Annotated in this window: 17 protein-coding genes; 7 read left to right on the forward strand and 10 right to left on the reverse strand. The window is 67.7% G+C overall.

The genetic code is table 11. The features are described from left to right. Window positions 1-18: 18 nt before the first annotated feature. From AVE30378_RS05630 to AVE30378_RS05665, 8 genes are read right to left on the reverse strand one after another with little or no spacing between them, the layout of a single operon-like run. On the reverse strand, window positions 19-921 hold the full coding sequence (locus tag AVE30378_RS05630) for a glycosyltransferase family 2 protein (RefSeq protein WP_129239791.1): 903 nt from the start codon (window positions 919-921) through the stop codon (window positions 19-21). A 36-nt stretch (window positions 922-957) separates the two neighbouring features. After that, a complete protein-coding gene (locus AVE30378_RS05635; protein ID WP_129239792.1) occupies window positions 958-2,274 on the reverse strand; it encodes a lipopolysaccharide biosynthesis protein in 1,317 nt (438 codons plus the stop codon). 24 nt (window positions 2,275-2,298) lie between these two features. Further along, window positions 2,299-3,252 (reverse strand): GDP-L-fucose synthase family protein, encoded by a 954-nt coding sequence (locus AVE30378_RS05640; protein WP_129239793.1) that lies wholly within the window; start codon window positions 3,250-3,252, stop codon window positions 2,299-2,301. Between the two features lie 6 nt (window positions 3,253-3,258). Then, window positions 3,259-4,368, reverse strand: a complete 1,110-nt coding sequence (gene gmd / locus AVE30378_RS05645; RefSeq protein WP_129239794.1) for a GDP-mannose 4,6-dehydratase — start codon at window positions 4,366-4,368, stop codon at window positions 3,259-3,261. 10 nt (window positions 4,369-4,378) lie between these two features. Continuing rightward, window positions 4,379-4,741 carry a VanZ family protein gene (locus AVE30378_RS05650; protein ID WP_129239980.1) on the reverse strand — a complete coding sequence of 121 codons (363 nt, stop codon included), beginning with the start codon at window positions 4,739-4,741 and terminating at the stop codon, window positions 4,379-4,381. Window positions 4,742-4,766: 25 nt separating this feature from the next. Then, entirely contained in the window at window positions 4,767-6,197 is a 1,431-nt protein-coding gene (locus tag AVE30378_RS05655) for a mannose-1-phosphate guanylyltransferase/mannose-6-phosphate isomerase (protein WP_129239795.1), read from the reverse strand. 5 nt (window positions 6,198-6,202) lie between these two features. Further along, window positions 6,203-6,715 (reverse strand): GDP-mannose mannosyl hydrolase, encoded by a 513-nt coding sequence (locus tag AVE30378_RS05660; RefSeq protein ID WP_422393621.1) that lies wholly within the window; start codon window positions 6,713-6,715, stop codon window positions 6,203-6,205. After that, complete coding sequence (locus tag AVE30378_RS05665) at window positions 6,705-8,114, reverse strand: undecaprenyl-phosphate glucose phosphotransferase (RefSeq protein ID WP_129239796.1); 1,410 nt, start codon at window positions 8,112-8,114, stop codon at window positions 6,705-6,707. Before AVE30378_RS05665 ends, AVE30378_RS05660 begins: the two co-directional genes overlap by 11 nt. 247 nt (window positions 8,115-8,361) lie before the next feature. On the opposite strand from AVE30378_RS05665, the gene AVE30378_RS05670 reads away from it, so the two are divergent. The 7 genes from AVE30378_RS05670 (at window position 8,362) to AVE30378_RS05700 (ending at window position 18,002) form a co-directional block, all read left to right on the forward strand. After that, complete coding sequence (locus tag AVE30378_RS05670; protein ID WP_129239797.1) at window positions 8,362-9,498, forward strand: polysaccharide biosynthesis/export family protein; 1,137 nt, start codon at window positions 8,362-8,364, stop codon at window positions 9,496-9,498. 61 nt (window positions 9,499-9,559) lie between these two features. Then, window positions 9,560-11,821 carry a GNVR domain-containing protein gene (locus AVE30378_RS05675; protein WP_129239798.1) on the forward strand — a complete coding sequence of 754 codons (2,262 nt, stop codon included), beginning with the start codon at window positions 9,560-9,562 and terminating at the stop codon, window positions 11,819-11,821. A 21-nt stretch (window positions 11,822-11,842) separates the two neighbouring features. Beyond that, window positions 11,843-13,246, forward strand: a complete 1,404-nt coding sequence (locus AVE30378_RS05680) for a phosphomannomutase/phosphoglucomutase (RefSeq protein WP_129239799.1) — start codon at window positions 11,843-11,845, stop codon at window positions 13,244-13,246. A 13-nt stretch (window positions 13,247-13,259) separates the two neighbouring features. Further along, window positions 13,260-14,927: a glucose-6-phosphate isomerase gene (pgi, locus tag AVE30378_RS05685; protein ID WP_129239800.1), complete on the forward strand. Its 1,668-nt coding sequence runs from the start codon at window positions 13,260-13,262 to the stop codon at window positions 14,925-14,927. Between the two features lie 16 nt (window positions 14,928-14,943). After that, a complete protein-coding gene (galE, locus tag AVE30378_RS05690; RefSeq protein WP_129239801.1) occupies window positions 14,944-15,993 on the forward strand; it encodes a UDP-glucose 4-epimerase GalE in 1,050 nt (349 codons plus the stop codon). 185 nt (window positions 15,994-16,178) lie between these two features. Then, a complete protein-coding gene (gene epsC / locus AVE30378_RS05695; RefSeq protein WP_129239802.1) occupies window positions 16,179-17,126 on the forward strand; it encodes a serine O-acetyltransferase EpsC in 948 nt (315 codons plus the stop codon). Between the two features lie 57 nt (window positions 17,127-17,183). Continuing rightward, a complete protein-coding gene (locus tag AVE30378_RS05700; RefSeq protein ID WP_129239803.1) occupies window positions 17,184-18,002 on the forward strand; it encodes an NAD-dependent protein deacetylase in 819 nt (272 codons plus the stop codon). 173 nt (window positions 18,003-18,175) lie between these two features. Here AVE30378_RS05700 and AVE30378_RS05705 read toward each other — a convergent pair whose 3' ends face one another. Together AVE30378_RS05705 and AVE30378_RS05710 are read right to left on the reverse strand one after the other, a co-directional pair. Continuing rightward, the gene (locus AVE30378_RS05705; RefSeq protein WP_129239804.1) at window positions 18,176-19,030 is read right to left on the reverse strand and encodes an inositol monophosphatase family protein; all 855 of its coding nucleotides are present in this window, start codon (window positions 19,028-19,030) and stop codon (window positions 18,176-18,178) included. A 234-nt stretch (window positions 19,031-19,264) separates the two neighbouring features. Further along, complete coding sequence (locus tag AVE30378_RS05710; RefSeq protein WP_129239805.1) at window positions 19,265-20,734, reverse strand: NAD-dependent succinate-semialdehyde dehydrogenase; 1,470 nt, start codon at window positions 20,732-20,734, stop codon at window positions 19,265-19,267. Window positions 20,735-20,856 lie beyond the last annotated feature (122 nt).

Here is a 20,856-nt window from a genome sequence, read left to right on the forward strand (position 1 = left end):
TCTCCGTGTGGACGGGACCTAGTGCGCGGACCAGTCGTCGCGGCCGAATATCTTGGTGGTCAGTTTGTCCAACAGGTAGGACAGGTCGCCCTGCCGCGCGTGCGCGGCCACCTTGGAGGCGCGGCAGGACAGTTCGAACAGCCGCCCCAGTCCCGGCTCGGTGCGCCGGATGCGCGTCACGATCTGTTCGCGCTCTTCCAGCAGCACGTCCTGCATCAGCGCGGTCTTGGTTTCGTCATGGGCCGTGTACACGCCCATGGCGTCGGGCACGATCAGGTTCTTGCCTTCGCGCAGCAGGCGGCTCCACAGTTCCAGGTCCATGCAGTAGCGCATGCTTTCCTGCAGCAGGCCGTACTTGCGCAGCAGGTCGCGGCGGAAGATGGCGGACTGGTTGGGAATGGACGCCTTCACGACCGTCAGCGTGCCCCGGTTGACCGGCGTGTAATGGATCTTGCGGAAGATCCGGTTGTCCGCGTCCGCCACGAACAGGTTGCCGCTGACGATAGGCGCGCGGCCTTTCGAGGCCGCCGAGCCCAGTTTGCGCAGCGCGCCCGGGAAGTACAGGTCGTCCGAGTTCTGCCAGCCCACGTAGTCGCCGGTGGCGCGCTCGAAGCCCTTGTTGATGGCGTGGGACTGGCCGCGGTCCGGCGTGCTTTCCCAGTAGGTCAGATAGCGCTCGTACTTGCGGATGATGTCCACGCTGCCGTCGGTCGAACCGCCGTCGATAATGATGTATTCCAACCGCGGATAGCCCTGGTTCAGCACGGACAGGATGGTGCGTTCCAGGAAGCGGGCCTGGTTGAACGAGGGGGTCACGATGGTCACTTTCGGCATCAGGCCGCCGGCGATCGGCGCTGGCGGGCGAAGCTCGCGGACGAAGTCGATGAGCTGACGTGAATACTCGTTATGACGCTTGCGCATGTAGGACCTCAGCATGTTGGTTGGTGTGAACAAGCCCTAGCGGGTGGCCGCAGGCAAGGCGCCCGGGAAATCGGGGCGGGATTGACGGATGGCGAGTGCCACGCCGGCCAGCGTGATCGCCCCATAGGCCATGCGGCCCCAGGCCGCGGCGTGTTCTCCCGCGACGTGCACCAGCCCCGCCATGACGCACAGCATGGCCAGTCCGCCCAGGCCGTTCAGGATGGCGATCGCGCGGGAATTGCCGAGTCCCAGCAGGGAGAAATGGGCCGCGGCGTTCAGGGACAGCAGGCCCGACGCCACGATGAGCAACTGGAAGGTCCCGAGATGATCCCGGGCCACGTCCGCGCTCAGCAGCACGTTCAGGAGCGGATGGCTGACGGCCAGCACCGCGAGCGTCGCGCCGGCGGACAGCGCCAGGTTCCACAGCATCATGCGGCGGATTTCGCGTTCGGCGGCCCCGGGGTAGGGGGGCGAGACGGACAGGCGGCTGACGCGCGGCATGGCCTTCTGGAAAATGGCGACCGACGCGGTGTGGATGATCTGGCCGACCTGCACGCCCACGGTATAGATCGCCAGCGCCGCCGGGCCCATCAGGCTGCCCACCAGCACGCGGTCCACCGATCCGAAGGCCAGGGCGCTCAGGCTGTTCAGCCACGACCAGCGGGAGAACCGGAAGGCGTCCATCATGGCGCCGCGGTCGCGCACGGGGCGCACCAGCAGCCGGCCGTAGGCGCGGGAGAACACGCCCATCTTCACGGAGCCGGCAAGCAGCAGCCCGAGCGCCTGGGCCAGGCCGGTCCAGGTGGGGGAAGCCGTCAGCCAGGCCGCGGCGCAGGCCAGCGCCATCGTGCCGCTGCGGCTGAACACCTCGCACAGCGCCGTGGAACGGAAGTCCTCGCGCCCTTTCAGGCAGCCGGAGAACAACTGGTCGTACTGCTGCGTCAGGTAGATGGCCAGCGCGGGCAGCGCCAGCATGGTCACCGCCACGCCGCCGAAGGTGGCGCCGGGCCAGCCCAGGCCCACGGCGCCCCAGAGCAGCAGCGCGGCCAGGGTCACGACGCCCAGCGCGCAGCCGATGAGCGACAGGCTCACGCCCGCCGCGCGGTAGGCGCCGCCGGGCTCGTGCAGGCGTTCGGACACCAGCTTGGTAGCGGTCACGGCCGCGCCCAGGTTGGCGGCGTTGCCGAAGCCGGCCAGGGCGATGATCATGGAGTACTGGCCGAAGCCCACCGTCCCCAACTGCCGGAACAGGATGGGCAGGGCCACCAGCGCGGCGACGGGGCCGATGCCGTACTCCACCAGCCCCCAGAAGGAGGCGTTGCCGGCGATGTGTTTCCTGAGCAGTCCAAGCATGGCTAGGGCCTGTTGACGCGGCCGTCAGGCCACGGGCAGCGCATGCTGGGTGCGCTCGCGCAGAAAGTGTCCGTAGGCCAGCGTGATGCCGTGCGTCAGCGAGATCTCCGGCCGCCATCCCAGCGCCCGCACCCGGGTCGAGTCCATCAGCTTGCGCGGCGTGCCGTCGGGCTTGCCGGTGTCATAGACGATGTTGCCGGTGTAGCCCACGACGCGCGCCACCAGCCTGGCCAGCTCGGCGATCGAAATGTCCTGGCCGGCGCCGATGTTATAGATGCCTTCGGCCTCGGGATGCTCCATCAGCATGACGCAGGCCTGGGCCAGATCGTCCACGTACAGGAACTCGCGCAGCGGCGCCCCGGTGCCCCAGATGGTCACGCTGTCCTGGCCCGATTCGAGCCCTTCATGGAACTTGCGGATAAGCGCGGGCAGCACGTGGCTGCTGTGCAGGTCGTAGTTGTCGCGCGGGCCGTAGAGGTTGGTCGGCATGGCGCAGATGAAGCGCGCCCCGTACTGGCGCTGGTATGCCTCGCACAGTTTCAGGCCGGCGATCTTGGCGATGGCGTAGGGTTCGTTGGTGGATTCCAGGGGCCCGGTCAGCAGCGCGTCTTCGCGGATCGGCTGGGGGGCTTCCCGGGGGTAGATGCACGACGACCCCAGGAACAGCAGCTTGCGCACCCCCGCCGCGTAGGCGGCGCGGATGACGTTGCACTGGATCATGAGATTCTTGTAGAGGAAATCCACCGGATGCGTCTGGTTGGCCAGGATGCCGCCCACCTTGGCGGCGGCCAGGTACACCACGTCGACCGGCGTGGTCGAGAAAAAGCGGTGCACCTGGTTCTGGTTCTCCAGGTCCAGCTCCTCGCGGCTGCGGGTCACTACGTTGGCATAGCCGCGGCGATGCAGTTCGCGGACGATCGCGGCGCCCACCATGCCGCGATGGCCGGCGACGAAGACGCGCTGCTCCAGGTTCGTCATGGCCGACTACTCCTTGTAGGCATAGATTTCGTAGCCGTTCTGCTCGACCAGCGCATCGCGCCGCGCGTCCCGCAGATCGCTTTCGATCATTTCCTTGACCAGTTCCGCGAACGTGGTGCGCGGCGACCAGCCGAGCTTCTCGCGCGCCTTGGTCGGGTCGCCCAGCAGGGTCTCCACTTCCGTGGGCCGGAAGTAGCGCGGGTCGACCCGCACGATGACCTGGCCGGGCTTGACGTCGTGCACCGGCGAGAACAGCACGGTCGCGGTCTCGTCCAGGCCTTCGCCCTCCCAGGCCAGCAGGATGCCCAGCTCGCGCGCGGCGGTGTTGATGAATTCGCGGACGCTGTATTGCATGCCGGTCGCGATGACGTAATCCTCGGGGGTGTCCTGCTGCAGCATCAGCCACTGCATTTCGACGTAGTCCCGGGCGTGGCCCCAGTCGCGCAGCGCCGACAGGTTGCCCAGGTACAGGCACTCCTGCAGCCCCAGCACGATGCGCGCCAGGCCGCGGGTGATCTTGCGGGTGACGAACGTCTCGCCGCGCTTGGGCGATTCATGGTTGAACAGGATGCCGTTGCAGGCGTACATGCCATACGCCTCGCGGTAGTTCACGCTGATCCAGTAGGCGTACAGCTTGGCCGCGGCGTACGGGCTGCGCGGATAGAACGGGGTCGTCTCCTTCTGCGGAGTTTCCTGCACCAGGCCGTAGAGTTCGGACGTCGAGGCCTGGTAGAAGCGGGCCTTGTTCTCCAGCTTCAGGATGCGGATCGCTTCCAGCAGGCGCAGCGTGCCCAGGCCGTCGGCATTGGCCGTGTACTCGGGCTCCTCGAACGACACGCCGACGTGGCTCTGCGCGGCCAGGTTGTAGATCTCGTCGGGCTGCACCGACTGCACGATGCGGATCAGGCTGCAGGAGTCGGTCATGTCGCCGTGATGCAGCACGAAATTGCGGGGCTGATCGTGAGGATCCTGGTACAGGTGGTCGATGCGGGCCGTGTTGAACAGCGAAGCGCGCCGCTTGATGCCGTGGACCTCATAGCCCTTGGCAAGCAGGAACTCCGCCAGGTAGGACCCGTCTTGGCCGGTTACGCCGGTAATCAGTGCCCGTTTTGGCATGGTTGTATCCTTAAGACTTAGTAACTGCACGAAAGGAGCCGAAGGCTGCGGTACCAATGTGCAATGAGATTACTGTTGCACCAGCCGCAGAGATATCGGCCAAAAGGTCTAAGAAATCAGCCTGTCGATAGGGAAAAAGGGACTGGATTGATTCATCCAGCGCACCCAGCGCCGAGACCGCCAGCAGGGCCGTCAGCCCGGGGCGCCGGTTGACCGAGAGATAAATGAGCCCGGTCAGGAAGGCGTAGGCCGCAAGGTGCAGGCGCTTGTCCCCGAAGGCGTCGGACATGTCGGACGCCAGCCCGGGCAGATTGCCCACCGTCACCAGCGCGAGGAAGAACAGCCCGGCGGCCGGCAGGCAGATCCGGGCCATGCCGGGGCGCCAAAAAGGAATACGGTCATACCCTTCCATACATGTCCTGGAATCGAACGATGTCGTCTTCTCCGAGATAGGCTCCCGACTGCACCTCGATGATCTCCAGCGGGATCTTCCCGGGGTTTTCCAGGCTGTGGATTTCGCCCAGCGGGATGTAGGTCGACTGGTTCTCGGTCAACAGGTACTGCTTGTCGCCGTTGTAGATGCGCGCCGTTCCCGACACCACGATCCAGTGTTCCGCCCGGTGGTGGTGCATCTGCGAGGACAGGCGCGCCCCGGGTTTCACCGTGATGCGCTTGACCTGGTAGCGCGGCCCCTGGCCGACCGAGTCGTAGGATCCCCAGGGCCGCTGGACCTCGCGGTGGTGGTTGAGTTCCGAGCGGTGCTGGGTCTTGAAGATCTCGACCAGGCGCTTGACGTCCTGCGAGCGCGACTTGTGGGCCACCAGGACGGCGTCGGCCGTTTCGATGACGACGATGTCGTCCAGCCCCACCGAGGCGACCAGCCTGCTGGTGGAGTGGATGAGGCAGTTGCGCGAATCCTCCACCATGACGTCGCCCGTGGTGGAGTTGCCCTCCACCGTCTTCTGGGCGATGCCCCAGACCGCGTCCCAGGCGCCCACGTCGCTCCACGATGCCGCCAGCGGGATGACGACGGCGCTGTCCGTGCGCTCCATGATGGCGTAGTCCATCGAATCGCTGGGGCAGTCCTCGAAGGACGGGCCGTCCAGGTGGAAGAGCGCGTTTTCGCCATGCCCGGCGGCCACGGCCGCCTGCACCTGTTCCAGGATCCTGGGGGCCAGCCTGGCCATTTCCGACAGGAAGACCGAGGCCTGGAAGGCGAACATGCCGCTGTTCCAGTAGTAGCCGCCGTCCTCGATGAAACGTTGGGCGACTTCGGGCGACGGCTTTTCGACGAAGCGGCGCACGCGGCGCGCGGGCTCCATGGCGCCGGGCTCGTCGGCCTGGATGTAGCCGTAGCCGCTGAGCGGAGCGGTCGGCTTGATGCCGAAGGTCACCAGCGCGCCCTGCCGCGCGGCTTGGTAGGCCTCGGCGAAGGCGGCGCGCAGGACGTCGCCATCCTCCAGCACGTGGTCCGACGGCATGATGAGCATGACCGGGTCTTCGCCGTCGCGCATCGCGCGCAGGGTGGCGGCTGCGATCGCCGGCGCCGTGTTGCGCGCGTAGGGTTCCAGGATCACCTCGACGTCCTTGATGCCCAGCTCCAGCGCCTGCTCGGCCGCGATGTAGCGGTGCGCGTCGTTGCACACCAGCGTGGGCCTGGCCTCGGCGCCGGCCGAGCCCAGGCGCCGCAGCGTGTTCTGCAGCAGACTGCGGTCATCGGTCAAACGGATGAACTGCTTCGGCAGCAGTTCGCGCGAAAGCGGCCACAGGCGCGAGCCGGAGCCGCCGCAAAGAATGACGGCCCGGTACGGGGGAGGGGGATTGGTCATGGCGCTCACTCCTTGAAGTAGGCCTGGGTGTATGGATGCACGCCGGGGTCGGCGGCGATCGCCTCCGCGGGCTGCCAGCGGTAGCTGCGGTGCTGGGCCTGGGGCAGGCTGGAGATGTCCAACGGGATTTCCGCCTCGTAGGCGAGGACGACGTAATGGGTGGAGCGTCCGGCTTCGCCCGCGAAATTGGTGCCATAGAAGTGCTCGTACACGCCCCTCGGCTTCCAGGCCTGTTCAGGGACGGGCACGCCCAGCTCGTCGCGGGCGATGCGGCGCAGCGCGTCGCGCAGCGTTTCGTTCTTGCGGATGCGCCCGCCCGGCACGAACCAGGCGCCCTGGGCGGGCGGGTTCGCGCGCAGGCCGGTCAGATAGCGGCCGGCGGCGTCGCGCAGCAGCAGGTCGATGGACACCAGGGGCAGCATCTCGACCGCGCGGCGGAAGTCGGCGCCGGCCAGCATGCCGTTCTTGCGCGCGGCCGGCTCCGGGCGCGCGGGCCATCCCAACGGTTCAGTAGACATTGCGGCCCGTCCATCCCGATACCGCCGTGCGGGCGATGATCAGCAGGTCCATCCTGAACGTCCAGTTCTGGATGTAGTAAATGTCGTGCTCGACGCGGTCGCTCATCTTGCGCAGCGTGTCCGTCTGGCCCCGCAGGCCATTGACCTGCGCCCAGCCCGTGATGCCCGGCTTGACGCGGTGGCGCATCATGTAGCGCTGCACCAGGTCCTTGTAGAGTTCGTTGTGCTCCAGCGCGTGGGGCCTCGGGCCCACCACGGACATATCCCCCATCAGCACGTTGAGGAACTGGGGCAGTTCGTCCAGGCTGGTGCGGCGCAGGAATCCGCCGATCCGCGTGACGCGGGAATCGTTGCGCGTGGCCTGCGTCACCACGCCGTGTTCCTGGTGCATCGTCATGGTCCGGAACTTGTAGACGTGGAACACCTTGCCGTCCACGCCCAGGCGCGGCTGGGTGAAGAACACGGGGCCGCGCGACGTCGCCTTCACCAGCAGGGCCACGGTCAGCATCAAGGGAGAGAGGCCGATCAGCGCGCAGAAGGCGAAGCTGCGGTCGAAGACCTCCTTGGCCAGCCCCCGCACGCCGGCGGCCGGCAGGCTGTTCAACTGGATGGCGGGCAGGCCCAGGAATTCGCCGATCTGGTGCCCGAGCAACTGGATGGACATCACATCGGGGATCCAGCGGATGTCCACCAGGTCATTGCGCAGGTGGTACAGGACTTCGCGCAGCTCCTGGCCCGCCTCCATCGGAAGCACGATCCAGATTTCGCGGACGTTGTTCTCGTGCACGAAGCCGTGCAGGCCGTCCAGGTCGTGCAGCCGGCGCACCTGGGGCGGCAGGTTCTCGTGGGGCTCGGCGTAGATGCCCGCCACTTCATAGCCCGTGCCGCGGTAGCGCTCGACGCGGCGCCACAGGTCGTGGCCCAGCGCCCCGAAGCCCACCAGCAGCACGCGCTTGCGGTCCAGCCCGCGGTCGCGCGCCGCGCCCAGGGCCGCATAGACCGCGATGCGCACGCCGGCCAGCGTCAGCGCCGCCATGACGAACCACGTAGCCGCCCATATGCGGGATATCGCCGCGGTCTGGTGCATGAGAAAACTGATGCAGATGCCCAGCGCGAACACGGTGGCCCATGCCGCCAGACTGCGCCCGACCAGGTCGGCCAGCCGCCGGCCGCGCCAGGACACGTACAGCCGGAAGGCGGGGAAGATGGCGATGACCCCGAGGCCGCACAGGTACACAAGGAACAGATGGATCTGCGGGGGATCCGCCAGAGCATCGTCCGAGAATTTCAATCCGGTGGCAGTCAGGCCGCAGGTAATGACGATCGCGGCGTCGAGCAAGCGATAGAGATAGCTTGCTCCGCTGAATCTTGCCGACGTGTCCGCTTGAGACGGGTCCATCGCGCACTCCTGTTCGTGGGGAGCCGCCTTGCCGTGCGCCGGGAAAAACCGTGCACCGCCGCAAAGCGTGGGGCTACCGACAAAATCTTATTGAGTGCCAAGCCCACCCGAAACCTCCAAACGATGTAGGAGAAGGCTTAGGGCATCCGTCGAATGTGCGGGGCCAGGAAAAGGGAGTGGAATGTCGCAACCCGTTACGCATCGGGCTCCTTTCCAAGCAACGAAGTCATTCACAAGTGGATTTGCCATGACTACTTTTTTCGGAACGTTGAGCCGAGCCATAGCCGCTATCGCGCTCGTGTCCTCGCTGGGCGCTTGCGCCCTGTCTCCCGGTATGACCTTTGACGCCAATCAGCTCGCAGACCCGCTGGATCCCAATTCGAAGGCCGTGATCAAGGAAATCACGCCCAGTCTGGTCCTCGACGACCAGCGCGCGCGCGAAGCGCTGCTGGACAACGCCGGCATCGACCGCCTTTATGGCAAGTCCGGACCCTACGTCATCGGCCCGGGAGACATCCTGTCGGTCGTGGTGTGGGACCACCCCGAGCTCGTCCTTCCGACGCAAACCTACGCCATTGGTTCTGGGGTAACCGAACTAGCCATCGGGGATACCGCTTCGGGCATTCCGGGCTATACGGTCTCATCCACTGGATATATCCAATTTCCCTATGCCGGACTGCTGAAAGTGGCGGGGTTGACGGAACTCCAGGCGCGCAATCTCATAGTGAACAGTTCAGGCAAGTACATCCAGGATCCGCAGATCACCGTGCGCGTTCTGGGATATCGCAGCAAGCGCGTCTACGTCGATGGCGAAGTGACGACGCCGGGCACGGTTGCGATCAACGATATTCCGATGACCCTGCTGGAAGCGATCAACAGGGCCGGCGGCATTTTGCCGACGGGCGACCGCAGCGCAGTGTACGTGATTCGCGAGGGGCGGCGTACCCGGGTGAACCTGCCCGCGCTGATCGAGCGCGGCCAGGACCTGAACCAGGTACTGCTGAAGCCGGGCGACATCGTCAGGGTGACGCCGCGCGACGACAGCAAGGTATTCGTGATGGGCGAAGTCACCGTGCCCACCGCGGCAGTGATGCGCGACGGACGCATGTCGTTGACCGAGGCGCTGGGCTTGGCCGGAGGACCGAACCAGTTGACCGCCAATCCGTCGCAGGTGTTTGTCGTTCGCAGCACGGAGCAGGCGACGCCGCTGGTGTTCCACCTGAACGCCGGTTCGCCGCAGGCCCTTGCGGTGGCGGAGAAGTTTGAGTTGCAACCCAAAGACGTCGTGTTCGTGGATTCGGCCGGCCTGGTGCGGTGGAACCGCTTCATCAGCAACCTGTTCCCGAGCGCGCAAACGGTACAGACCGTGAAAGCCATTGACTAGTTTTTGATCCACGCCTTTGGGGACGCCGCGACCGCAGCGGCGTCTTCTCTTGGAGAGCTGCATGTCGTTGCCCATCGAATCGTTCGAGCCGTCCGTGCCGGCTCGCCAGCAGGAAACCCCGTTGTCGTCCCACGTGGACGCCATCTTCTCCAACCGGTGGATGATCATTGCGATCGCGCTGCTCGCTTTCCTGGGAGCGCTCGCCTACGTGATGGTCACCCCGAAGGTGTTCTCGGCCGACATCATCGTCCAGGTGGAGGAGGAGATGCCGCAGGGCCAGAGCCGCAGCCTGCTCGGGGACGTCTCGACCATGTTCGACACCAAGGCGGAGACCTCGGGCGAAATGGAGGTGCTGCGTTCGCGCATGGTCGTCGGTCCGGCCGTCGACAAGTTCCTGCTGTACATCCACGCCAAGCCGCGCTATTTCCCGGTGGTGGGCGAATGGCTCGCGCAGCGCTATGAAAGCATGCCCTATCCCACGAGCCTGCCGCGCGGCGGCTACGCGTGGGGCGGCGAGGCCATCGCGATCTCGCAGTTGGACGTGCCCAACGAATGGCTGGGCAAGCCCTTCCGCGTGACCACGCTGGGAGAGGGGCGCTTTACGCTGAGCGACAAGCTGACCGGCGCGACCTTCAACGGCACGGTCGGCAAGCCCGAGCACTTCCTGCTGCCGGGCGGCGGGGCCATGGACGTGCACATCGACGCGCTGACCGGGCGCCCCGGCACCGAGTTCGTCGTGTCGCGCAGTTCGCGCCTGGCCGCCATCGAGGACGTGCAGGCGCGCCTGGGCATTTTCGAGCGCGGCCGCACCTCGGGCGTGATCGGCGTCACGCTGGAAGGCAACGATCCCGCGCTGACCACCGCCGTGCTGAACCAGATCGGGCAGGAGTACGTGCAGCAGAACGTGAACCGCAAGTCGGCCCAGGCCGAGAAGTCGCTGGTTTTCCTCGAACAGCAGTTGCCCGTCCTCAAGGGCGAGCTGGACGCGGCCGAGACCAAGTACAACGCGCTGCGCAACAAGCGCGGCACCATCGACCTGAGCGAAGAGGCCAAGCTGATCCTCGCCCAGTCGGTGGACGCGCAGACCAAGGTGATGGAGCTGCGCTCCAAGCGGCAGGAAATGATCACGCGCTTCGCGCCCACCCATCCGAGCATCGTGGCCATCGACCGGCAGATCGCGGGCCTGACCGGCGACGTGAACCGCATCGGCAACAACATCCGGCAACTGCCCGACCTCGAGCAGGACGTGGTGCGCCTGGTGCGCGACGTGCGCGTCAATACCGAGCTCTACACGGCGCTGCTGAACAACGCCCAGCAACTGCGCCTGATCCGCGCCGGCAAGGTGGGCAACGTGCGCATCCTGGACGCCGCCGTGCAGCCCGACAAGCCCGTGCGCCCCAAGGCCGCCATCATCATCGGCGTGGCGACGGCGTTCGGCCTGATCTTCGGCATGCTGTGCGCCTTCGTGCGCAACGCCCTGTTCGGCGGCCTGTCCGAACCGGACGACGTCGAGCGCCATACCGGACTGCCGGTGCTGGCCGCCATCCCCTACAGCGACATGCAGGACAAGCTGTGGCGCCGCAGCCGGCGCAAGAACGCCACCGTGCCCGCGCTGCTGGCGCAGAGCCAGGGCAACGCGCCGCCCATCGAAAGCCTGCGCTCCTTCCGTAACGTGCTGCAGGCGTCGCTGCGCCAGTCGGCCAACAACATGGTCATGTTCACCGGCCCCGTGGCCGGGGTGGGCAAGTCCTTCCTGTCGGCCAATTTCGCCTTCATCCAGGGCGGCGTGGGCAAGCGCGTGCTGCTGATCGACGCCGACTTCCGCAAGGGTCAATTGAACCGCTATTTCGGCGTGCCCAAGGAAGACGGCCTGTTCGAGGTGCTGTCGGGCACGATCCCGCTCAGCCGGGTGCGCAAGCACAGCGTGTCCGAGGGCGTGGACTTCATCGCCACCGGCGCGGTCACCTTCGACCCCTCCGAGCTGCTGGCCTCGCCCGTGTTCGGCGAAACCCTGCGCGAACTCGCTTCCCAGTACGACATGGTGATCCTGGACACGGCGCCCGTGCTGTCGTCCCCGGACGCGGCCGTCGTCGGCACGCACGCCGCCGCGGTCATGGTGGTGGTGCGCTCCGGCATGAACACGGTGGGCGAGATCCGGGAAACGGCCAAGCGCCTGATCCAGGCGGGCGCGCCGGTCGACGGCGTGCTGTTCAACGGTCTCAAGCTCCTGCCGGAACGCTTCGGCTTCCGGTCCAAGTACGGCAGTTACCGCTACTCCCGTGCGGCGTATTACGGCGACTTCAAACAGAACGGCCCTAAGTGAACGCCACCCGGAGAAAATGGCATGCACGGAACATTTGGCTGGGACACCCCGCAAATTCTGGATGCGGTTTTCAAGGCTTATGACATACGCGGCACGGTGCCGGACGAGATCGACGCGCGTTTCGCGCACAGCCTGGGCATGGCGGCGGGAGCCCGGGCGCGCGAGCAGGGCGCGCGGTCGATGGTGGTGGGGCGCGACGGCAGGCTGAGCAGCGTGGAGCTGGCGGCCGCGCTGCAGGCCGGCCTGCGCTCGGCGGGCATGCACGTGATCGACATCGGCATGGCGACGACGCCGATGGTGTATTTCGCGGCCCGCCTGATGGACACGGGCTCGGGGATCGCGGTCACGGGCAGCCACAACCCGCCCGCGCACAACGGCTTCAAGATCGTGCTGGACGGCGCCTCGCTGTATGGCGAGGGCATCACCGCGCTGCGCGACGCGATGCGCCAGCCGATCGAGTCGGCCAGCGTGGCCGGCGGCCGCACGCAGATGCAGATCATGCCGTGCTACGCGGCGCGCCTGATGGGCGACATCCGCATGGCGCGCCCGATGAAGATCGCCATCGACTGCGGCAACGGCGTGGCGGGCGCGGTGGCGCCGCCGCTGTTCCGCGCGCTGGGCTGCGAAGTGACCGAGCTGTTCTGCGAGGTCGACGGCTCGTTCCCCGGCCATCATCCGGACCCCGCCGATCCGCAGAACCTGCAGGACCTGATCTATTGCCTGCGTTATTCCGACTGCGAGGTCGGCCTGGCGTTCGACGGCGACGGCGACCGGCTGGGCGTGGTGACGAAGTCCGGCCAGATCATCTGGCCCGACCGCCAGTTGATCCTGTTCGCGCGCGACGTGCTGTCGCGCAATCCGGGCGCCGAGATCCTCTACGACGTCAAATGCAGCCGCCACGTGGCGCGCGCGGTGACCGAGGCCGGCGGCAAGCCCACGATGTGCAGGACCGGGCATTCGCTGATCAAGGCCAGGATGCGCGAAACCGGCGCGCTGCTGGCCGGCGAGATGAGCGGCCATATTTTCTTCAAAGAGCGCTGGTACGGCTTCGACGACGGCATCTACGCCGCCGCGCGGCTGCTGGAGATCCTGTCGGCCGCGCCGGACCCGTCCGCGCTGCTGGAGAATCTGCCGCAATCCTGCGCCACGCCTGAAATCAAGCTGGGAACCGCCGAGGGCGAGCAGTTCGATCTGGTGGAGGCGCTGCGCGCGCAGGGGGAATTCCCCGGCGCCGTCTCCGTCAGCAATCTGGACGGTGTCCGGGTGGACTATGCCGACGGCTTCGGCCTGGCGCGTCCGTCCAACACCACGCCGACGGTGGTATTGCGTTTCGAAGGGGACACCGTGGCCGCCCTGGCCCGTATCGAGGAGGACTTCCGCAACGCGTTCCGACGCATTGCCCCTCATGTTCGTTTACCGTTTTAAGGAGCATCACGCGATGGGAAAGGCCAAATATGCGATTGAGGCGTTGAGGGCGAATTCCGGGCTGGCGGACAGCCCGGAGTGGCTGGCGTTTGCGCAGGCCGCGCACTCCGCCGAGCTGGATGCCGGCGCGCTGAAGGTCATCGAGGCGGCGGGCTTGTGCGTGGATCTGACCATGCAGCGGCAGTCCCCGGCGCTGGACGCCGCGGCGCAGTCGCTGCTGCAGGCGCGCGGGCTGGCGGACGCGCGCCGCGCGCTGTTCGCGGGCGAGCCGGTCAACTGGACCGAAGGCAAGCCGGCCTGGCACACGGCGCTGCGCGCCGGGCGCACGCGCGAGCAGCCGGACGGGCAGGACGCGGATTCCGTCTGCGAGTATTCGCGCATGGCGGACTTCGTCCGCAAGCTGGACCAGGCCGCCGATTTCTCCACGGTGCTGCACATCGGCATCGGCGGCAGCGATTGGGGGCCGCGCCTGGCGATCCAGGCGTTCGGCGGGCCGTCGCAGCGCCGGCAGATCCGCTTCGTGTCCAATATCGACGGGCATGCCTTCCACGACGCCGTGGCGGGGCTGGACCCGCGCCGCTGCCTGGTGGTGGTGTCCTCCAAGTCCTTCACCACCGCCGAGACGCTGCACAACGCGCGCGCCGCCATCGCGTGGCTCAAGCACGGCGGCGTGGCCGACGTGTCGGAACACCTGGCGGCGGTCACCGCTAATGCGTCGGCCGCGCGCGCGCTGGGCGTGCCTTCCAGCCAGGTCTTCAAGATGTGCGACTGGGTGGGCGGGCGCTATTCGGTCTGGTCGGTGGCGGGCCTGTCCATCGCGCTGACGGTGGGCGCGGAGGTGCTGATCGGCATGCGGGCGGGCGCCGAAGCCATGGACCAGCATTTCCAGCAGGCGCCGTTCGCGTCGAACGCGCCGGTGCAGCTCGCGCTGGCGGGGCTGGTCAATTGCAGCGTGCTGGGGCACAACTCCCTGAACATCGCCGCCTACAGCGCGCGCCTGCTGCACCTGGTCACCTACCTGCAGCAACTGGAGATGGAATCGCTGGGCAAGCGGGTCGCGGGCGACGGCGCGGCGGTCGGCGTGCCGACCGCGCCGATCATCTGGGGCATGCCGGGCACCGATGGACAGCACACCTTTTTCCAGTGGCTGCACCAGAGCGAGGACGGCGCGCCGGTGGACTTCATCGCCAGCCTGCAGGGCCATGCCGACAGCCCGGACGCGCACCGCATGCTGCTGGCCAACTGCCTGGCGCAGCGCCAGGCCCTGCTGCGTGGCAAATGCCTGGAACAGGCGCTGATGGACGTCGCGCACATCGACGACCAGGAGCGCGCGCTGAGCCTGGCGCAGCACATGGTGCACCCGGGCGGGCGGCCGTCCTCCCTGATCGTGCTGCGCCAGTTGGATCCGCGCGGACTGGGCGCGCTGCTGGCCCTGTACGAGCACAAGGTGTTCGTGCAGAGCGTGGTGTGGGGCATCAATCCCTTCGACCAATGGGGCGTCGAGCTGGGCAAGCGCCTGGCCACCGGCATCGAGCGCGAACTGGCGGTGCCGGTGTCGGCCGGCCTGGTGGACTGGGGGCACGACGCGTCCACCTCGTACTGGATCGACCGCTACCGCAGCCATGCGCAGGCGCCGCGTCCGCGCCATGCCTGGGTGCCGGGCGTGGCCGCGCATCTGTGACGGCGGAGGTCAGCCCATGCCGGACCTGCATGTATTGGTGACGGGCGGCGCCGGCTACATCGGCACGCACACGCTGGTGGCGATGCTGGCGGCCGGCCAGCGCCCGCTGGTGCTGGACGACTTCAGCAACGGCAGCCGCGAGGCCGTGCGCCGGGTGGAACGCCTGTGCGGCGCGGAGATCCCGCTGGTCGAAGGGGATATCCGCAGCCCGGGCCTGGTCGAGTCGGTGCTGGCCGCCTCTGCGGCCCGCGGCGCGCCGGTGGCGGCGGTGCTGCACCTGGCGGGCAGCAAGGCGGTGGGCGAGTCGGTCGCGGACCCGCTCAAGTACTACGACAACAATGTCGGGGGCTCGGTGGCCTTGCTTCGCGCGATGCGCGAGGCCGGCGTGGCGCGGCTGGTGTTCAGTTCGTCCGCCACGGTCTATGGCGAGCCGCAATACCTGCCTTTCACCGAGGCGCATCCGCTGGCGCCGACCAACCCCTACGGGCGCACCAAGCTGATGGTGGAAGAGATACTGCGCGACGTCTGCGCGGCCGACCCCGCCTTCAGCGCCGTGACGCTGCGCTACTTCAATCCCATCGGCGCGCACCGCAGCGGGCAGATCGGCGAAAGCCCGCGCGATACGCCCAACAACCTGTTCCCCTTCATCACCCAGGTGGCGGTGGGCCGCCAGCCTTTCCTGCGCGTCTTCGGCGACGACTACGACACGGCCGACGGCACCGGCGTGCGCGACTATCTGCACGTCATGGACCTGGCGCAGGGCCACGTGCGGGCGCTGGCGTATTCGGAGGGCCACCCCGGTTTCGTGGCGGTGAACCTGGGAACCGGGCAGGGCACCAGCGTGCTCGAACTGGTGCGGGCCTTCGAGCGCGTCAACGGCTGCCGGATCCCCTTGCAGCCGCAGCCCCGGCGCCCTGGCGACATCGAACGGATGTGGGCCGATCCGGCGCTGGCGGCCTCCCTGCTGGGATGGCGCAGCACGCACGGCGTGGACGCCATGTGCGCGGACGGCTGGCGCTGGCAGCAGGGCAACCCCCAGGGCTACGAGCCGGAGGCCGGGACATAAACCCCTACGCCGTGTCGGAAGGATTCCGCGAAACGGGCGCGAGCGGTTACAGTTGACGGGAATATTGCGAAGCAGCATTGCCCGGCGGCCAGGCCGCCGGGACGATACACCGTCAGCGAGGCATCTCCCATGTTCGATTTCAACCCGTATGCCGGCGCGGCCGGCGCCCGGCCGGAGCTCCGGCGATGAGCGGGCCCACCTACATTGCGCCGGCCCACTGGAACCTGGACAGCATCGTGTCCGGCCTGCGCGAAGCGCGGGTCGCGTGGCGCGGCCCGCGCGGCCGCCTGCGCGAGGACGCCGGCCTGCGCGAGTTCCCGTCCCTGGAAAGCCTGCGCCAGATCATCAAGGAACTCTGTGGCGCCTTGTTCCCGATGCGCCTGGGGCCGATCGACCTGCGCGAGGAGGTCGAGGATTTCTACGTCGGCCACACCATCGGCGCGGCGCTCGACGCGCTCCTGCACCAGGTCTGTCTGGAACTCCAGTACGTGGGCCGGCCCGAGCAGGCCGCGTCCTCGGGCACGCGGCAGCGGGCCATCGAGATCGTGCGCCAGTTCGGCGCCGAACTGCCGCGCGTGCGCGCCGCGCTGGACCTGGACGTGACCGCCGCCTACCAGGGCGATCCGGCCGCGCACAGCGTGGATGAAGTGCTGCTGTGCTACCCGGGCGTGGCGGCGATGATCCACCACCGCCTGGCCAACGTCCTGTACCGCCTGGGCGTGCCGGTGCTGGCGCGCATGGTGGCCGAGATCGCCCACGCCGACACGGGCATCGACATCCATCCCGGTGCCACTATCGGGCGCAGCTTCTTCATCGACCACGGCACGGGCGTCGTGATCGGCGAAACCGCCATCATCGGCGATCGAGTCCGCCTCTACCAGATGGTCACGCTGGGGGCCAAGCGCTTCCCGCCCGGCGAGAACGGCGAACTCAAGAAAGGCCTGGCGCGCCACCCCTTGATCGAAGACGACGTGGTGATCTACGCTGGCGCCACGATTCTCGGCCGCGTCACGATCGGCAAGGGCTCGACCATCGGCGGCAACGTCTGGCTCACGCGCAGCGTGCCGCCGGGCAGCAACGTCACCCAGGCCAGCCTGGTCAGCGACATGCCCGACTGCGGCCTGGGCGGCTGAACGCCGCTGCCCGCGGGTGCCGCCCCGCGCACCCGGGGCGGCCGCATTGGAGTCAGGATGGATACACGAGTCTCGGATCTGGCCGCGCTGCGCGGTTTCATCGACCGCCACCCGCGGCTGTTCGTGCTGACCGGGGCGGGCGTCAGCACCGATTCGGGCATTCCCGACTACCGCGACACCGAAGGCGAATGGAAGCGCAAGCCGCCCATGACGCTGCAAACCTTCATGGGCGGCGACCTGGCCCGCGCGCGCTACTGGGCGCGCAGCATGGTGGGCTGGCGCCGTTTCGGCCACGTGCAGCCCAACGCCTCGCACCGGGCGCTGGCCCGGCTGGAATCGCGCGGCCGCGTGGCGCTGCTGGTGACGCAGAACGTGGACGGCCTGCACGAGGCCGCCGGCAGCCGCGAGGTCGTGGACCTGCACGGCAGGCTGGATCAGGTGCGCTGCATGGCCTGCGACTGGCGCGGCGGGCGCCACGCATGGCAGGAGGCGCTGCAGGACGGCAATCCGGACTGGACGCTGCTGGACGCCACGGACGCGCCCGACGGCGATGCGGACCTGGACGGCGAGGATTTCACCCGGTTCCGCGTGCCGCCCTGTCCGAACTGCGGCGGAATCGTCAAGCCGGATGTGGTCTTCTTCGGCGAGACGGTGCCGCGCGCGCGGGTGGACCGCGCCAACGCGGGCCTCATGGGCGCCGACGCGGTGCTGGTGGCGGGGTCGTCCCTGATGGTGTATTCCGGCTACCGCTTCGTGACCGCCGCCGCGCGCAACGGCATGCCCATCGCGGCGATCAACCTGGGCCGCACCCGCGCCGACAGCATGCTGACCCTGAAAGTGGAATTGCCCTGCGCCGTGGCGCTGGATGCCCTGTAACGGGCGGGCGGAAGGCCGCCGCCGCCGGCCGGTTTTTGACCGGTTTAAGCAAGTGCTTGCCCCGCAAGGATTTTTTTACGCTGTTACAGACCTTTCCATAGGGTTGTCCACAGGAACTGGGGATAACTCCTAGGGATAACCCCGATTTTTGGACCTTTCCCGGGGCGGATCTGTCAAGCCTCCGCGGCCTCTGCCGCGTCCCCCATTAGCGCCTTGCGCGCCGCATGCCAACTGCCGGCGTCCGGCGCGTACAGCAGCCCGCCGGTCCGATGGGTGGGCTTATAGGGAGATCCGTCGAAGTGCGCCGAGTAGCCGCCGGCCTCCCGGTGCAGCAGCCAGCCCGCCGCGTGGTCCCAGGCGGTCAACTGGTTGTACAGCGCGACGTGGCAGTGCCCGGCGGCCAGCATGCGGTATTCATGCGCGGCGCAGCGCAGCGAGGCCGTGCTGGCCAGGCGCGAGAGGTTGCCGTTGACGGCCGTGCGCAGCGGCTCGGGCAGGGCGCCGGTGGCGATCAGGCCGTCCATGTCCTCGGGAGGCGCGGGGCTGGCCACCGCCAGTGGGACCTGCCGGCCGTTCTCGTACTCCATCCACGCGCCTTCGCCGCGCACCGCCAGCGCGCTGTCGCGGTTGAGGGGATCGTAGATCACGCCGGCGATCACGTCGCCGCGATGACAGGCGGCGACCATCATGCCGAAGAGCGGCAGGCCCGCCACATAATTGCGGGTGCCGTCGATGGGGTCGATCAGGAAGGCCAGGTCGGCGTCGACCAGCATGTTCAGCAAGGCGGGGTTGCGGGCCGAGGCTTCTTCGCCGATCAGCACGGCGCCCGGATGCAGCTTGGACAGGCGCGCCGCGATGAGGCGCTCGGCGGCTTCGTCCGCGTCGGTCACGAGGTCGCGCGGAGAACTCTTGCCGCGCACCGCGCCTTCCGGCAGGTTGCGAAAACGCGGCATGACCTCCGTTTGCGCCGTTTCGGCCAGAACGGCCGCAAGCCGGCGGGTGTCCTCGCGGGTAAAGGTTCTGCTCATACGGGCTGGGCCTGCTCATCTGGGGAACGGGCAAATCTACCATGCCTGGCGGGATGGGCTGGTGTCAGACACCCGGGAAGGTTCGCGTCAGCCCGTAAGGGCGTCTCGTACGGGTGTCAGACACCGGGACGGCCAGGCGTCAGACGCTGAACGAGATCAGGTGTCAGACACCCGTACGAGACAGCCTCACGAACCAAGGCAGCCCCACCCGGGTGTCTGACACCCCCCCAGAACTCACCCCCCCAAATCAACGCAGAGGTACTTGATCTCCAGGTATTCCTCGATCCCGTACTTCGAGCCTTCGCGGCCCAGGCCGGATTGCTTGACGCCGCCGAACGGGCCGACTTCGTTGGAGATGATGCCGGTGTTGATGCCGACGATGCCGTACTCCAGCGCTTCCGACACGCGCCAGATGCGGGCGTAGTCGCGGGTGAAGAAGTAGGCGGCCAGGCCGAAGATGGTGTCGTTGGCCATGCCGATGACTTCCTCTTCCGTATCGAAGCGGAACAGCGGGGCCACCGGGCCGAAGGTTTCCTCGGTCGCGAAGCGCATCGACTGGGTCACGTCGCGCACCACGGTCGGTTCGAAGAACGTGCCGCCCAGCGCATGCGGCTTGCCGCCGGCGATGACCTTCGCGCCGTGCGCGGTGGCGTCGGCGATGTGTTCCTGCACTTTTTCCACGGCGCTGCTGTCGATCAGCGGACCTTGCGTGACGCCGTCGGCGAAGCCGTCGCCCACCTTCATGGCCTCGACCTTGGCCACCAGGCGCTTGGCGATCTCTTCGTAGACGCCGGCCTGCACGTAGATGCGGTTGGCGCACACGCAGGTCTGGCCGGCGTTGCGGTACTTCGAGGCCAGGATGCCGTCCACGGCGCGGTCCAGGTCGGCGTCGTCGAACACGATGAAGGGCGCGTTGCCGCCCAGTTCGAGCGACAGCTTCTTGATGGTGGGCGCGCATTGCTCCATCAGCGTGCGGCCGACTTCGGTCGAGCCCGTGAAGCTCAGCTTGCGGACCACGTCGCTTTCGCACAGCGCCGCGCCGATTTCACGCGAGCTGCCGGTGATGACGTGGAAAACGCCCGCGGGCACGCCCGCTTCCTCGGCCAGCACGGCCAGCGCCAGCGCGGTCAGCGGCGTCTGCTGGGCCGGCTTGACGACCATGGTGCAGCCGGCGGCCAGCGCGGGGCCGACCTTGCGCGTGATCATCGCGGCGGGGAAGTTCCAGGGCGTGATGGCGGCGGTGACGCCGATGGGCTGCTTGAGCGCCATCAGGCGCTGGCCGGCCTTGGGGCTTTGCAGAATGTCGCCGTCGATGCGCTTGGCTTCTTCGGCGAACCACTCCAGGAACGAGGCGGCGTAGGCGATTTCGCCGGCGGCTTCGGTCACGGGCTTGCCCTGTTCGGACGTCATGATGGCGGCCAGGTCCTTCTGGTGCTGCACCATGAGCTGGGCCCACTTCAGCAGGATCGCGGCGCGTTCCTTGCCGGTCTTGGCGCTCCAGGCGGGCAGGGCGGCCTCGGCGCTGGCGATGGCCTGTTCGGCTTCCTTGCGGCCCAGCTTGGGCACCGACACGATGGTCTTGCCGGTGGAGGGATTGTCCACGGGGATGGCGGGGCCGTCGCCGGCGCCCACCCACTTGCCGTCGATGTAGCAGGCGTCGCGCAGCAGATTGGGGCGCGCCAGGGGTTGGGTCAGTGCAGTCATTGTTGGAGTCTCCTTGAATGGAATGCGGCCGGCCGGGAAACGCTTGCGGGCGCCGCGGGTTTTCCGGCTCGATGGCCGAGCCGGAAACCGCTACGCCCGCAATGCTTGTGCCTGCCCGCCGG

Source organism: Achromobacter veterisilvae, from assembly GCF_900496975.1.
In the GTDB taxonomy this organism is placed as follows: domain Bacteria; phylum Pseudomonadota; class Gammaproteobacteria; order Burkholderiales; family Burkholderiaceae_B; genus Achromobacter; species Achromobacter veterisilvae.

Excerpts from the sequence above, each read along its gene's own strand:
- AVE30378_RS05675 (WP_129239798.1), top strand. The coding sequence starts at position 9,560 with ATGTCGTTGCCCATCGAATCGTTCGAGCCGTCCGTGCCGGCTCGCCAG.
- AVE30378_RS05655 (WP_129239795.1), bottom strand. The coding sequence starts at position 6,197 with ATGACCAATCCCCCTCCCCCGTACCGGGCCGTCATTCTTTGCGGCGGC.
- AVE30378_RS05665 (WP_129239796.1), bottom strand. The coding sequence starts at position 8,114 with ATGGACCCGTCTCAAGCGGACACGTCGGCAAGATTCAGCGGAGCAAGC.
- epsC (WP_129239802.1), top strand. The coding sequence starts at position 16,179 with ATGAGCGGGCCCACCTACATTGCGCCGGCCCACTGGAACCTGGACAGC.
- AVE30378_RS05680 (WP_129239799.1), top strand. The coding sequence starts at position 11,843 with ATGCACGGAACATTTGGCTGGGACACCCCGCAAATTCTGGATGCGGTT.
- AVE30378_RS05650 (WP_129239980.1), bottom strand. The coding sequence starts at position 4,741 with ATGGCCCGGATCTGCCTGCCGGCCGCCGGGCTGTTCTTCCTCGCGCTG.
- AVE30378_RS05630 (WP_129239791.1), bottom strand. The coding sequence starts at position 921 with ATGCGCAAGCGTCATAACGAGTATTCACGTCAGCTCATCGACTTCGTC.
- AVE30378_RS05670 (WP_129239797.1), top strand. The coding sequence starts at position 8,362 with ATGACTACTTTTTTCGGAACGTTGAGCCGAGCCATAGCCGCTATCGCG.
- AVE30378_RS05660 (WP_422393621.1), bottom strand. The coding sequence starts at position 6,715 with ATGTCTACTGAACCGTTGGGATGGCCCGCGCGCCCGGAGCCGGCCGCG.
- AVE30378_RS05635 (WP_129239792.1), bottom strand. The coding sequence starts at position 2,274 with ATGCTTGGACTGCTCAGGAAACACATCGCCGGCAACGCCTCCTTCTGG.
- AVE30378_RS05705 (WP_129239804.1), bottom strand. The coding sequence starts at position 19,030 with ATGAGCAGAACCTTTACCCGCGAGGACACCCGCCGGCTTGCGGCCGTT.
- galE (WP_129239801.1), top strand. The coding sequence starts at position 14,944 with ATGCCGGACCTGCATGTATTGGTGACGGGCGGCGCCGGCTACATCGGC.
- AVE30378_RS05700 (WP_129239803.1), top strand. The coding sequence starts at position 17,184 with ATGGATACACGAGTCTCGGATCTGGCCGCGCTGCGCGGTTTCATCGAC.
- gmd (WP_129239794.1), bottom strand. The coding sequence starts at position 4,368 with ATGCCAAAACGGGCACTGATTACCGGCGTAACCGGCCAAGACGGGTCC.
- AVE30378_RS05640 (WP_129239793.1), bottom strand. The coding sequence starts at position 3,252 with ATGACGAACCTGGAGCAGCGCGTCTTCGTCGCCGGCCATCGCGGCATG.
- pgi (WP_129239800.1), top strand. The coding sequence starts at position 13,260 with ATGGGAAAGGCCAAATATGCGATTGAGGCGTTGAGGGCGAATTCCGGG.
- AVE30378_RS05710 (WP_129239805.1), bottom strand. The coding sequence starts at position 20,734 with ATGACTGCACTGACCCAACCCCTGGCGCGCCCCAATCTGCTGCGCGAC.